This is a genomic window from Hymenobacter sp. YIM 151500-1 (assembly GCF_025979885.1).
In the GTDB taxonomy this organism is placed as follows: Bacteria; Bacteroidota; Bacteroidia; order Cytophagales; family Hymenobacteraceae; genus Hymenobacter.
Genome location: NZ_CP110139.1, coordinates 517,799 through 531,844, shown reverse-complemented (window position 1 = coordinate 531,844; position 14,046 = coordinate 517,799). Strand labels below are relative to the sequence as shown.

Here is a 14,046-nt window from a genome sequence, read left to right as displayed (position 1 = left end):
CGGCCTTTTCACAGAAAGAAAAACTACTGGTACGCTACACGCCCTGCCCCGCGGCTAGGCTGCCGGGCGGCAGGGCCCCAGGCTTACGGACGGTCTTGCCGCACGTGGGCGGCGTTGTTATTGCCCGTCTGGGTTATTTCATTCCATTGCAGACCGGTAGTTGCCCCTACCCCAACGGCGTTGGTTTGTCCCTGAATGGTTTCGGCCACGTTGCCGTTGCCTTGCTGCGTCTGAACGGCGTAGTTCTCGTCGGTATTCTGACTGATACTGGCGGAGTTGTCGTTGCCGGTCTGGAACTGCCCGGCCGTGTTCAGGCTGCCGCGCTGGTCAATTGTTGCTCGGTTGCGGTTGCCGATCTGTTCCTGCACACCCAGGTTGGCAAAGCCATTCTGAGAAACGGTAGCCCGGTTATCGTCGCCGGTTTGAAAGGTGCCGGCCAGGTTGGACACGTTGCCTTCCTGGGTCTGCGTGGCTTGGTTGCGGTTGCCGAACTGCTCGATGAAGGCGGTGCTACCGAAGAAAGCCACTGAGCGCTGGGTTTGCGTGGCCCGGTTGTCGTTGCCTTCCTGCAGGGTAGAAGCCACGTTGCCGTCGCCGTCCTGGTCCTGCACGGCGGTGTTGCGGTTGCCGGCCTGCTGCACGTAGGCCTCGTTGAAAAAGGCTGGGGGCAGGGTGGTATTCTTCTGGGTCTGGGTTGCTACGTTGTCGTTACCCGTCTGAATGGCCTCGGCAAAGTTGGCGTCGCCGTCCTGGGACTGGGTAGCCGTGTTGCGGCTGCCAACCTGCTCGATATACGACAGGTTGGAGGCGGCCACGAAAGCAGGTGTAGTCTGGCGCTGGGTCTGCGTGGCGCGGTTGTCGTCGCCGCTCTGCGCAATGTCGGCATCGTTGGCTTGGCCGAGCTGCTCAATGGAGGCGTTGTTGCGGTTACCTGTTTGCGTAACCGACGAAGCATTATCTGCCTCGGCGCGGTCCGTAATCTGGGCGCTGGCTACTCCGGCCATGAGCAGGGCACCTACTAGAAAAGTGAGCTTCTTCATGATGAAACAAGGTTGGGTTAGTGAAGGGGGATTGGGGTGAATAGCACTGGCGACGAATTCCCTCCGGAGGAACAGTCCAAATATATGTTCCTATACCTACAGGTCAAGCTTTTTTAAATAAATATTTTATAAAATTTTATTCATATAATACAAATAAAGTATAATTTCCGGCTTTTAGAAGCTAGCTGCTTTGCCGGCTTGCGGCTGCCCTGAAGTGAGTCTTTAGCGCCCTGAATTGGACTTAGCGGGTGTTGGCTCCCCCGCGCCGGTGTTCACCAGGCGGGCCGGGCGTTTGCCCAGGTACCAGGTCAGCCCCAGGCGGCCGCTCCAGTAGTAGTCGTTATACTTGCCTTGCGTCAGCCCATCCAGGCGGTCCGAGAAAAACCAGCGCTGCTGCACGAGGCCAGTCAGCCCAAGCCGGTCAGTTAGCAATAGCTCGAAGCCCGCCCCGCCCACGACGTGCGGAAACAGCGTGCCGCCGTCGAAGGTGCGGCCCCGGGCCGTGAGGCCGCCCCCGCCCAGGAGCACGGGCGTCAGGCGCTCCTTCGGAAACAGGCGCCACTGCCCGCCGGCCTCCGCGTAGTACAGGCGCTGCTGCAGAATACGCTCGGCGGCCAGCTCGGCGGTGCCAGCCCCCGCAAAAGCTCCCCAGCGGCTGCCGGGGCCGCTTTCGTAGCTCAGGCGCACGTCGGCGCCGGGGCGCCACAGGGCGCGGCGGTAGTCGCCGGCGTACCGCTCGGAGCCGGCCAGCAGGCTGAGGCCCAGCGAGGACCGCCGCTCCCGCAGCGTGCGGCCAATTACGTCGACGTCCTGGTTTTCCTCTTTCTCTTGCCAGTAGGCGCGCATGGCCGGCCCTTCCCGGTCGGCGGGGGTGCGGGTTTCCCAGAGGCCCAGCTGAATGCCTTCCAGCACCAGCACCTGCACGGCTTTTTCAATGGCGTCCTTCACAGCCATTTCCGAGGGCTCATTGTAGGTGAAGCCGGTTTCGGCCTCCAGCAGGCGCTTGAAGCGCACAAACCGGAACAAGCTGGCATCGACTTGCTGGGAGAGGATGGTTTTGGAGGTGTACACCGTTTTGAGCACCTGCCCCGAGCTGGTGCTGATGGCCCGCAGATACACCGTCACGCGGTCCTGGCGGTACTGCCCGGAGGCACCCAGGCCGAAGTAGCGCACCCCGGCCCCGCCCGTGAGCATGTTGGCATCGTAGGAGATGATGCCGCCTTCGAGGATGATGCCCGCAAACAGCAGCGGCGGCAGCGGCGGCTGTTTCTGGCCGGTCTGCTCCGTAAACTCGGCGCGGGTGGAGCGGATGATTTTTCGCTCATTGAGCAGGTTGCCCAGGTTTTCGCGCTCAATGGGCTTAAACCAGCGCGACTCCTCCAGGGCCCGCATCAGAATGGTGGTGGTGCCCTGGGAAATGGCCGTGGAGAAGCTGGAGCCGTTGAGCGTGGGCTTGTACTGCCCAGTCTGGTCCCGGAACTTGTACACGGCGGCCACGACGGGCTCTTTGGGCGCGGGCAGGGCTTGTAGCTCGGTGGGGCGCGGCACCTCGGCGCCCAGGCGGGCCGCCTCCGGGCGCATGGGCTGGTGAAAGTACGGGGCGCACCCGCTCAGCAGCAGCACACTAAGCCAGGGCACTAGTTGACGAAACCACATACGCGGGAATAGAATAGCGAAAGAAGATACAGCCAGCAAAGCCTAGCTAGCCGGCTCAGGGCGTATTGGGAATGGTCACGGTGGTTTGCCCGCCGGTGGAGGTGTCGGTGATGACAATGGTGACGCCGGAGCCGGAAGGCGTCACCTGAATCTGGTACACGCCCACCACGTAGGTGCCCTCCTGCACCGGCCCGCTGCCCCCAAACTGCGACGTCACGAAGCGCTGGGTGAGCTGGTTAAGAATCTGCCGGTTGAGGTTGTCCTGAAAGTCCTGTAGCGGGTCGCGGGAGCCTAGGCCCCCCGGCCGGGCGTTGGGGTCCTCGATGGTGTTCTGGGCCTGGGCCGAACTCAGCAGCCACGAGTAGTTAAAGGTATTGCCGCCCCCAAAAGCCGGGTTTTTAGGCTCGTACACCAAATCCTGACCCGACGCTGCCACGGTGTGCAGCAGCAGGCCCGCTACCAGAGAAATCAGAAAGAAGAAATGTTTCATACAGAAGTAGAATTAGAAATACTGAGAATAATGGTGTGGCCCTGGCGCGAGGTTAGCGCAGCGTACCTCGTGCCGGCGCATGAGGTGGAGGCTGCGCCTCCACTGCCGCGCCAGCGGCAAGCCGGGGCCGGGCCACCAGGAGCAGGCGTCGGTCGTTCTGGCGAGGGGAGGCGCAGCCTCCCGGCATGGCCGGCACGAGGTACGCTGCGCTAACCTCGCGCCAGTAGCCACCACTCAGTTACTCGCTTCGTTTGTCGCAGAACGGATTTCTGCGCACCTGTTTTAATAAAGCCCAACTCCGCCCCGGTCTTCTTTCTCCAGTTGGCGGCTGAGGTTGCGCTGCTGCTGCAAAAACTCCTGCACGGAACCCAAAGCCCCCAGCACTGCCTCCTGGGTGAGGTCGTAGCTGGGCTGCAAGGGCATTTCGAGCAAGTCTTCGTCATTGACGCGCACTGCCACCAGTGTGGTATTGGTGCGGCCGGGCCGCTCCGAAATAACGATGGTGAACTCCTCAATGCCGGCCGGCGCTTCCCACTGCGTGTAGAACAGTTCGTAGAAGTCGCGCCCCAGCTTGGTGATGGTCTGGTCGACTACCAGTCCGCTGATTTCCAGGCTTGCCGCTTTTCGCCGCGCCGACTGCAACGAATCGACCCGTAGCAGCAGGCGCAGGTTTTCCTCCAGCTTGCGCGCCGACTCGGCCCCGCCCTCCGATTCGCGCGTGGGCGCCGCCGTGGTGGGTTGCTCGTCGGAACGCGCGGGCCGCTTGCGTTCCGCCTGCGCCCAGGCTGGCTCGGCATGCAATAGTAGGAGCAGGAGCCAGCAGCTGAGCCCCATCATCCAAGGCCGCCACCAGAGCACCAGGGCTGGTGATGGAGGCGCCGGAACAGGTTTGTTTGACGTAGCCATACAGATAGATAAGTAAGCGGCAGCTGCCGAGCTTACTGAGTGCTAGAGGAATAGTGGTTTGCGCGTGTCATGTACACTTCATCAGTTGGGCGGCATGAATATAATTATTTAAAAAAATAATACAAGTAAACGCCACATTCTCCATGTCCGCACGCTATAAGGTCTAGAAAGCCGAAAGACCGTTATGCTGAGCCTAGCGAAGCATCTGACGTGCTGCCGCATGAGTAGTACCTATCCTGCTCCGTTTGGCGTCCGCGCAGCCGAACCGAAGGAAGCCAAGCATCTTTCCCACTTCGCCTGCACGCTTGGAATTTGCAAACTCACCTTGCGGACTACGGCTATAAAAGCTCCATACCCCACAAAAACAACTGCCCCTGCCTGCGTTACACAGGTGGGGGCAGTTACTTGGGAAAGTATGCGGCTGGCTACTGTTCCAGCACGTGCGGTACAAACTCCGATAGGTTGGTGATAAAGCCCTGGTCGCGGCGGAAGCCGATGGCGCAGGCGGCGCCGGCCCAGAACACCCCGGCCTGGTACTGGCGGCCCTGGGCGTCGCGGGGCAGCTCGGCGAAACGCTGGTACACGGCCGGCTGCCGGGCGTAGTCGCCGGGCGTGGGAGCGGGCAGGGTTACGCCAGCCCGGATTTCGGCCACGTCCTGCCCCTCGCGGCCCAGCACCGGCTTACGAACCTGCTGGCCGCCGGACAACTCCTGCAAGCTGGCTTCGAGCAGAAGCGGATGGCCCGGAAAACACTGCCACAGCCAGGCCAGGATGGCTTTGCTCTGGAACAGCAGCGTGTAGGCCGGATTGGCAATAACCAGGTCGCGGCTGCGGAGCAGCTCGGTGAGGTCCTGGGTTAGGGCGGGCTCTTCTTCGGCCAGAATTTCCCAGGGCACTAGCTTAAACACGAAGCCAAACCGCTGCCAGCGTCCCGGCTCCACCTCGGCCCAGGCCCCGCGCTCCTCCCCCACCGCCACCGCTACCTGCATGGCATCGACGGGGCACACGTGGACCTGCGCGAAGCCGGCCTCCAGGGCGGCTTCGGCCACCACGGCGCAGTTGGCGGCATCTTCGGCGCTGTCGGGCAGGTGTACGAGGAGCAGGGTGGGCTCCAGGTCGTCGTTCAGCTCCAGCCAGCGGCTCAGCTGGTCTTGCAGGCCTTCAAACAGCCCGTTGGCCTGGCGGTCCTCCTGAGCCTGGCCGGCAGCTACCAGACTGGCCCACTGCACCACCGCCGTTTCGGGCAGGCCGGTGGCAGTGTCGGCGTTGAACTCTATCAGCTTGGGGCCGGCAGGCGTGGTTACCAGGTCGAAGCGGCCGTAGACGTGCCAGTGGCGGTCATCGTTCCAGGAGTGGCGCACGGCCGGCCACAGCAGCTCGGGCACGGCCAGCAGGCGCAGCAAGTCGTCGGGAATGGGGTCGGGAATGCTCTGCACCAGCAGGTCGTAGAGGGTGTCGGCGGCCTGGAGCAGCTCGTCGGCAGTGGCTTCAGGCAGGCGCACGGCTTCGCGGGCTACGTAGTTTTGGCAGGCATCTTCCAGGGCCCAGTCCCAGCCCAGCCCACGCACAGCCGGCGCCACATCCCCGGTTAGCGGTTGTATTTGTATCATGTATCTATAGGGTGAGTAGTGAGGTGGTGAATGACTGAGTGTCCTTGCGAGCAAAGCGAAGCAAGCCGTCCTTCTCACAGCGTCAAACGGCCGAACTCTTGAAAGCTCTTGACGCCTACACTAAGCGTCAGGGGCTGGATGTAATGGCTCCGATGGCGCGGGGCTGTGCTCCGTGGCGGCTAGGTGAGAGGCACCCGCCTCACCCACCAGGACGAGACGCCTGCCTGTAGCAACGTACCATCTTGCATCTCGTCGTCTGCGCCATCTGCCCGGTTGTCGGCAGGGTCGTTCAACGATGAGACGCAACATCTTGCGTCTCTACAACCTGACGTGCGGGCCAGAGACCCGCTAACAGGCAGCGCGGGGCACAGCCCCACGCCATTGGAGTGCTGTGCGGGTGTCAAGGGCTTTCGGAGGCGGGGCGCTTCTAGCCCTGAAAAGGACGGATTGCTTCGTCGTGCCTCCTCGCAATGGCACTCGTTCACTCAGTTACTCTTTATCCTCCGAAGCCGCCGCCGTAGCCGCGGCTGCGGAAGCCGGAGCTGCGGCTGGAGCTGGGAGCAGTGCTGCGGATGCTGCTGCGGCCGTAGCCGGTGCTGCGCTCCACCGTGGAGCTGGGCCGGATGCCCGAGGAGCCCGGCGACGTGCGGGAGCCCGTGAAGCCCCGCCCGAAGAACCCGCGGCCCTGGCCGCGCTCCTGGGCCACGCGGCCGCGCCAGCCGGTGTTCTGCTGGACGATGCCGGGGTTGGCGTAGGCTCCCACGTTGGGCGTCAGGAAGCGCCCGGCCATGTAGCCGATGCCGCTCCACATCAGAATATCCATCAGGCCAGTGCCGCCCGCGCGGTTTTCGGTGTACTGGCGCGAGTAGTTCTGCATTTGCTGTTGCAGGGCCTGGCCTTGCAGCGTGTCTACTTTGCCATCGAAGTGGTGGAGCACGGCGGCAATCTGCTCTTTGCCGGCCGGGCGCTCGGCCGTGATTTTCCACTGGCCGGGCTGTACCTCGGTCATTTCCGTGATAACGCCTTCGGAGTAGGAGTCGGCGGCGTTGCTCCAGTCGCCTTGGGCGGGCGCGTCGGCGGTGGTGGTGTCGGAGCCGCCGGAGCAGGCCGGCAGGCCCAGGCCCAGGCTGGCCGCGGCGGCCACCAGCAGCACGTTGCGGCGCCAGTCGCCCAGCGAATAATAGGGTTTGTTCATGGCGGGAAGAGAATAACAGGTGCGAAAAAAGTCAGACAAACGGCATTTACGCTAGAACAGCAGGACGGCTCGCTACATTCCGGCGGCAAGTAAACCTTTTCTAAAACAGGTTGCGCGGCCTGTTACGTAACACCACCGTGCCTGGTAGCTGGTTTGCAGCATTTGGAGCCGCGCGGCAGGTTGCGGGCGTCGTTGGCTTGCGTGTGTGGCCTTGAAAAAGCCCACGCTCCGGCGCTCCTTGCAGTGAACAGTCCTCTCTGGTGACATGCAGGAGCATTTCTACTGCCTCACCCTCGCGCAAACGGCCACAGGCACCAGCAGGCCATTCAGACACGTGTAGTGCCGGACACGTAGCCACTCATTTTCATGAAACCACTGCTGGGTTGCCACCAAGCTGATTCTCGCTTCCAGCAGCCTATTTCCGCATTTATTTACTTTAAATAAGCTAAAGTTGAACTTAAGGCAGACACGACCCGTTAGCCACTCGTACCTTGCCGCCAGCTACTGTACATGCTCCCGCAACCGGGGCTGCCAGTCAGGATGGTTGGGTTACGTATTTCGGGCACATTGCCTCGTGTTACCTACTCTTTGCTCGCTTGCCGAATCAACGTAGCGTTCCGTTGCTAGTTGCTTCATTTTCACCTTTTTCCGACAGCATCATGTCAACAGGAACCGTAAAATTTTTCAATGAAACCAAAGGCTTTGGCTTCATCAACGACACCACCACCGGCCAGGACGTTTTCGTTCACGTAACTGGCCTCATCGACGAAATCCGCGACAACGACGCGGTGCAGTTTGACGTGGAGCAGGGCCGCAAAGGCTTGAATGCCGTTAACGTGCGCCGAGCTTAACCTCTCTAGCTACCCAAACGCTCAAAGAAGCATACCAGCCAGTATGCTTCTTTTTTTTACAGCGCCCCGCTGGTTTGCCGGGAGTGGGCGCGCATCTGGCTGATGAAGCACCCAGGCAGTCCGTTTGAAACCAGCTCTGGAGTACGAAAGCCAGGGGGACTGGCAAGCGCCGAAATACAGAAAAGCCCGGCCCGTATCGGGTGAGACAAGCAGCAGGATGGACCTGTAGATCGACTTATGACCTCACAAATGGCTGAATTCGGCGCCGTATTCACGAATCAGGCAGAAGCCAGCGCCCACATACAGTTTATTTACGACGAGGCCAGCGGCCGTGTCATCTACGTTAACCCGGCCTACGAGCAGGTGCTGTACGGCAGCCGGGAGCACGTCAACGAGGAGCTGCCGGACCTGCTGGCCCGCCTGCATCCCGACGATAAAGCGTACTTGGCCCACTACCTGAAGCTGTGGCGGCGCGGGCAGATGCCCGACGAGGTAGAGCTGCGCCTGCAACGCCCCAAACAACCGGACCAGTGGCTTTGCCTGACGCCCCACTGGGAGCAAACCGGCGCCGGCACGGCCCTGCTGGCGGGCACCCTGCGCGACATCAGCGTGGACAAGCGCTACCAGCAACACGCCGATGCCTTCAACACGCGCAAGAACGCCACGCTGGAAATCCTTTCCCACGACTTGAGCAGCACCTTCGTGATGGTGCAGCAAATCAGCTCTTTCCTGCGGGAAGAAGTGCCCGTGGAGGGCCACGCCGCCGACTTGTTGCAGGCACTGGAAACCACCAGCCAACAAAGCCTGCACATGATCCGGGAGCTGGTCAACATCGAATTTCTGGAGTCGGCCAACATCGACCTGAAGCGGGAGCGGGTGGAGGTAGGCGCCGCCCTGGACCCGGCCCTGGAGGAGCTGCAACGGCGGCAGGATCTGCTAGGCCACCGGTTTGAGTATGAGCTGCCCGCCGAGCCGGTGTACGCCTACCTGGACGTGAACAAGTTTACGCAGGTACTAAATAACCTGGTGGGCAATGCCATTAAGTTCACGCCCGACGGTGGCCGCATTACGGTGCAGGTTGAGCCTGGCCCTGACTTTGTGCGCATCCGGGTAATGGATAAGGGCATCGGCATTCCGGCCGAGCTGCAACCGTACTTGTTTGAGCGCTTCACCAAGGCCCGGCGGGTTGGCCTGTGGGGCGAAGAAGCCACCGGCTTAGGCCTGGTGCTGTGCAAAACAATTGTGGACTGGCACCAGGGCACGATTACGGTGTTTAGCACCGAAGGCCAGGGCACTACCTTTATGATTGAGCTGCCGCGGGCCAGCGCCTAGCAAATCCGGGCACCGCAGGGTGGAAAGCCTCCTTTATGAGAGCGGGTAGCCAAAGGCCTCGACCAGGGACTGCAAGTGAGGGTCCTCTACGGCCAGCACCGGCCCTGGCTCCGATGCCTGAAGTGCACCAAGCACCTGGTCTACGGCTGGGGCCGCCACCTGCCCGAAGCCCATACGCCAGTCGGCAAAGCGCCGCTGCGGCCCCGGCCCTTCGTAGATTGTAACCACTTGCTCGTGGCGGGTGTCGCGCTGGATGCGGCCGAACAGGGCCCGCACATCGACCTCTGCCCCTTCCAGCGCCTGTACGTAGCGGCCTTCGCTGTAGAGTAGCAGCCCGGTAATCTGATGCTCTGCGTTGAAGCCCCGCGACCATTCGAGTAGTGCCTCCAGCTGGGCTATGCTAGCCGGGCCGACGGCGCGGCTATGGTAGAGCACCTGGAAGACACTCAGGTTTAGTAAATCTACTACTTCTTCAATCGTGAGGGTGCCTTCCTGATAAAGCGCCAGCAAGTGACGCTCGTAGCGCTGAGGGGCCAATGGGGTACCGGTAGTCAGGGCTACGGCCCACGCTACGGCGCGGCGGCGCTGCTCAGGCGTGGTGAAGGTGGGTTGTTGCATGGTTCTTCTACGCCACCCTCAGCCAGGAGATATACGTAGAAACTTCCTATTAAATACTGATTTACAGCCTGTAGCTGAGCCGTAGCTCCGTTATTATCCTATAGAACTGCCTGAGTTATACGATTAAGCTACGTTGGTTGCCCTTGCCGCTGGTCAGGCGGCAGTAACGCATAGCCTCAGAAGCGGTTAGCAGTGGCTGTTGCAGTGTCTGGTCTGGCCATTGTAAAAACATGCTCCGCAGGAAGGCGCAGCCAAGAGTCTTGTCGCTACAGTGTGCTACCAACTGGTTAGCTACCGCCAACCGTTTCCTGTAGAAGTGGCACCATGGGCGGCTACGGGTTGCCGAGTCCGAAATATGGCCGACGAAGCAACGCCCTTATGTAGTTTGGTTCAGATAGCGGCTTAAGACGGGCGCAGAGCTGCACGAGCTGTGGCTTCGTCGGCTGCGCTGCTGGGTACGGTTGTTTAGGCGACGTTGTGCAACGGGAAAGCTCCAACTAGTGCGTTTCCACACTAGTCATATACTAGCTGTAAACACAAACCCGATGGCCGTTACCCTCCGGCGAAACTACGCTATAAACCGGGCGCAATCCTGCCAGTTGAAATTCATGGCACGGCTGGAAAATAATTTTTAGCGCAGTATCATTTTTTCGATTGTCTGTTATCCGATTCCCTTACTAAAGCTAAGCTGGCTGTTGATGCGCCTGCCCGCCAAAAGGCAATGGATTGGTGTGCGGTAAGCGTATAGCACCGAAGATAAGCAAGGTGGCAGTGTCGCTTCTGAGAGCTGTAAGTCAGCCGCTAAGCTTGTATGTTAGCGCACCGGACCAATATATTTGGTTGCCTCCCACCCCTGCTGCTTTCTTGGAAAACCCTGGTTTTTACCAGGCTGTTGCTGTTTCCGGGTTAGCGAATTGCTGGTTGTATAGTGTGCTGCGCGCGGCTTCCGGAATGGCAGTCGTTTTTCCGCTCCTTGCTTTTGCCGTTGCTTTTCCGGCAGCTGGCTTTGCCTGCTTTCCCACCCCAATTTTCCTTCCATGAACCCGGCATATCCGCTTGCGGGTCCCTGACCTGGCGGCTTGTTTCGCCCTCTGGTGCTACCAACCCATTTTGGCTGGCTGCTGAAGCCGGCCCCGGCTTACGCCCGGCGCATTCCGGGCGGGTGGCCCGACGAGTTCCGTTGCCCACAACTTCAGCCAGGAACAGGGACCTGCCGGTGCCGGCAGCTCAGCCTCGGCTATGCTACGCTCTACACCCACAACGCGTATGAAAACAACCTGTACGTATGCTACCCTGGCGCTTTTGCTGGGTACCCAGGGCCTGACCCAGGCCCAAACCCGCACCGTAACCGGCCGGGTAACCGACTCCAACAACACGCCGCTGCCCGGCGTGACGGTGCTGGTGAAAGGCAGCACCCAGGGCACCAGTACCGGCGCCGATGGCCGGTACTCCCTTCCCATTACAACGCCCGAGGCCGTTTTCCTGGTCTTCTCGTCGATTGGCTTCGCCCCCAAAACCGTCGAGCTGGGCACGCAATCCGTGGTTGATGTGTCGCTGAGCGAAACCTCGCAGACCCTGGGCGACGTGGTGGTAACGGCCCTGGGCGTGGAGCGGGAGCGGAAAGCCCTGGGCTACTCCGTGGCCGAAGTGCGGGGCGAGACGCTGACCCAGGCCCGCGAAAACAACGTGGCCAACTCGCTAGTGGGCAAGGTGGCCGGGCTCAACGTAAGCTCGACATCGGGCGGGCCGGGCTCCTCGGCCAACGTGCTGATTCGGGGCGTGTCCAGCCTCAACCAGTCCAACCAGCCCCTGTACGTCATCAACGGCATTCCGGTGGAAAGCCAGCCCAGCAACGCCAACACCGGCGGGCAGTACGACAACTCCCCCGACCGGGGCGACGCCATTTCCAACATCAACCCCGACGACATCGAAACCATTTCGGTGCTGAAGGGCGCGGCGGCTTCGGCCCTGTATGGCTACCGGGCTAAGGCCGGGGTGATTCTTATTACCACTAAAAGCGCTAAAGGCGCCAGCGGCATCGAGTTCAATTCCAACTACGTAGCCGAACGAATCATTGACCTCACCGACTGGCAGGACCAGTACGGGCAGGGGGCCAACAACGCCAAGCCCACCACGGCCGAGGGCGCGGCGCAGGTGGGCAACTCCAGCTGGGGCGGCCGGCTCGACGGCTCCAACGTCGTGCAGTTCGACGGCGTGGCGCGGCCCTACGTGGCCCAGCGCGACAACCTGGAAAACTTCTACCGCACCGGTAACAGCTGGACCAACACCCTGGCCTTCAACAAAGGCTTTGACGCCGGCTCGGTGCGCTTGTCGGCCAGCAACCTGAGCAACCACTCGGTGGTGCCGAACTCCAAGCTGAACCGGCAGACGTTTAACCTGGCCGGGGCCTTCACGGCTATCAAGCGGCTGACCATTGACGCCCGCGCTAACTACATTCTGGAGCAGGCCAAGAACCGGGCAATTCTGGCCGATGGCGCCGGCAACGCCAACTTCAACGTCATGTTTTTGCCGACCAGCCTGGATGTGCGCACGCTGAAGCCAGCGGTGAATGCCGACGGCTCGGAGCTGCAATATAACACCGGCAATCCGTACAACACCAACCCGTATTTCGCCGCTACCCGCTTCGTCAACGACACCGACCGGGAGCGGCTACTGTCCTCGGCCACGGCCCGCTACACGCTCGATAACGGGCTTTTCCTGCAAGCCAGGGCCGGGCGCGACTCCTACACCGACCGGTACACCAGCGTCACGCCGTCGGGCACGGCCTACCTGGCCAACGGCCGGATAACCGAGCTAACCACCCGCTACAGCGACATTAACGCGGACGGGCTGGCGGGCCACATGTTTCAGGTGGGCACGGCCTTCACCGTGTCGCCGAACCTGGGGGTGAGCTACCGCCGCACCACGTCGGAAACCTTTCAGAACGTGGGCTCCGATTTCGCCGTGTTTGGCGTTAACAACATCACCAACGCCCGCAACAAGTCCACGCAGTTTTTCTTCAGCGACCAGGAAACCCAATCGGCCTACGGCTCCATTGATTTCTCGTACAAAGAGTTTCTGTTTCTGACCGTTACGGGGCGGCGCGACTGGTTTTCGACGCTGGCTACACCCGGCAAAGACAACGAGCTGGGCAAGTTCTACCCTTCGGTGAGCGGCTCGTTTGTGTTTTCGGAACTGTGGAAGCCGGAGGTGCTGACCTTCGGCAAAATCCGGGCGGGCTACTCCGAGGTGGGCCAGGCCACCAACCCGTTCCAGACCCAGCTCAACTACACGCTCCAGCCCTTCACGCTGCTGGGGCAGCCGCTGGGCCTCATCAGCCCCGACAACGTCAATATCCCGAACACGGCCCTTGTGCCCTCGGAGGCCCGGGAGCTGGAGGTGGGCACCGAGCTGGGCTTTGCGCAGAACCGCATCCGGCTGGACCTGACCTACTACCGCAAGAAGTCGGTGCGGGAAATTGTCTTCGCTCCGGCTTCCATCAGCTCGGGCTACCAGGGCGCGGTGCTGAACTCGGGAGCCATGGAAAACAAGGGCGTGGAGACGCTGCTGACGTTTTTGCCGGTGAAAACCACCGCCTTCACCTGGACTTCTTCCTTTAACGCCACCTACAACCAGAACACGGTGCTGTCGTTGGCGGCGGGCCAAACCCAGTCGGTGTACGCTACTTCCCGCTCGGGCGTGGGCTTCGTGGGACAGGTGGTGGGCAAGCCGTTCGGGCAGATTATGGCCTACGACTACAAGTACAACCCCGACGGCACCGTGGCCCTGACGCCCAACGGCGTGCCGGCCCGAGGCGAGCTGACGACTTTCGGCACGGCGTTTCACCCCTGGATTGGCGGCTGGAGCAACGACTTCACCTACAAAGGCTTTAACCTGGGCGTGCTGATTGACGGCAAGTTTGGGGGCAAGATTTTCTCGGCCACCGACTACTACGGCACTATCTTCGGCCTGCATAAAAACACGCTGGTGAACCGGGAAGGCACGTTCGGGGCCGATAACCTGGATGCGGCCACCTACTACAGCACCCTGGCCAACAACGTGTCCCGGGACTTTGTGCAGGACGCCAGCTTCATCAAGCTCCGGCAGCTGACCCTGGGCTACGCCTTCCCGGCCGCTCTGCTCAACGACAAAATCAAGCAGGTGACCATCAGCCTGGTGTCCCGGAACCTGTTTTTCCTGCATCGGAAGACCGACAACATCGACCCGGAAGGCAGCTACAACGCCTTTGCGCAGGGCCTGGAACTGGGTGGCGTGCCGCCGGTGAGAACCTTCGGGGTGAACCTGAACGCCAAATTCTAGCTGTTTTCCTGACCCGTACTTATCCCGC

The 14,046-nt window shown here is 61.3% G+C and carries 10 protein-coding genes; 3 read left to right on the top strand and 7 right to left on the bottom strand.

The features are described 5' to 3' along the window. Positions 1–83: 83 nt before the first annotated feature. The 6 genes from OIS53_RS02105 to OIS53_RS02080 all read right to left on the bottom strand — a co-directional run bounded on the left by OIS53_RS02105 (position 84) and on the right by OIS53_RS02080 (position 6,897). On the bottom strand, positions 84–1,040 hold the full coding sequence (locus OIS53_RS02105; protein WP_264680739.1) for a hypothetical protein: 957 nt from the start codon (positions 1,038–1,040) through the stop codon (positions 84–86). 222 nt (positions 1,041–1,262) lie between these two features. Continuing rightward, entirely contained in the window at positions 1,263–2,696 is a 1,434-nt protein-coding gene (locus OIS53_RS02100; RefSeq protein ID WP_264680738.1) for a CsgG/HfaB family protein, read from the bottom strand. Positions 2,697–2,751: 55 nt separating this feature from the next. After that, the gene (locus tag OIS53_RS02095; RefSeq protein WP_264680737.1) at positions 2,752–3,186 is read right to left on the bottom strand and encodes a curli production assembly/transport component CsgF; all 435 of its coding nucleotides are present in this window, start codon (positions 3,184–3,186) and stop codon (positions 2,752–2,754) included. 282 nt (positions 3,187–3,468) lie between these two features. Further along, positions 3,469–4,092, bottom strand: coding sequence for a curli production assembly/transport protein CsgE (locus OIS53_RS02090; RefSeq protein ID WP_264680736.1), 624 nt, complete (start codon positions 4,090–4,092; stop codon positions 3,469–3,471). A 425-nt stretch (positions 4,093–4,517) separates the two neighbouring features. After that, positions 4,518–5,702, bottom strand: a complete 1,185-nt coding sequence (locus OIS53_RS02085; protein WP_264680735.1) for a glutathionylspermidine synthase family protein — start codon at positions 5,700–5,702, stop codon at positions 4,518–4,520. Positions 5,703–6,198: 496 nt separating this feature from the next. Beyond that, complete coding sequence (locus OIS53_RS02080; RefSeq protein WP_264680734.1) at positions 6,199–6,897, bottom strand: hypothetical protein; 699 nt, start codon at positions 6,895–6,897, stop codon at positions 6,199–6,201. A 659-nt stretch (positions 6,898–7,556) separates the two neighbouring features. On the opposite strand from OIS53_RS02080, the gene OIS53_RS02075 reads away from it, so the two are divergent. Next, positions 7,557–7,748: a cold-shock protein gene (locus tag OIS53_RS02075; RefSeq protein ID WP_264680733.1), complete on the top strand. Its 192-nt coding sequence runs from the start codon at positions 7,557–7,559 to the stop codon at positions 7,746–7,748. A gap of 249 nt (positions 7,749–7,997) precedes the next feature. After that, a complete protein-coding gene (locus OIS53_RS02070) occupies positions 7,998–9,080 on the top strand; it encodes a PAS domain-containing sensor histidine kinase (protein WP_264680732.1) in 1,083 nt (360 codons plus the stop codon). Positions 9,081–9,113: 33 nt separating this feature from the next. Here the strand turns inward: OIS53_RS02070 and OIS53_RS02065 are convergent, their stop codons facing one another. Continuing rightward, on the bottom strand, positions 9,114–9,698 hold the full coding sequence (locus OIS53_RS02065) for a BLUF domain-containing protein (protein WP_264680731.1): 585 nt from the start codon (positions 9,696–9,698) through the stop codon (positions 9,114–9,116). A gap of 1,266 nt (positions 9,699–10,964) precedes the next feature. On the opposite strand from OIS53_RS02065, the gene OIS53_RS02060 reads away from it, so the two are divergent. Beyond that, a complete protein-coding gene (locus OIS53_RS02060) occupies positions 10,965–14,018 on the top strand; it encodes a SusC/RagA family TonB-linked outer membrane protein (protein ID WP_264680730.1) in 3,054 nt (1,017 codons plus the stop codon). The last annotated feature ends 28 nt before the right edge of the window (positions 14,019–14,046 follow it).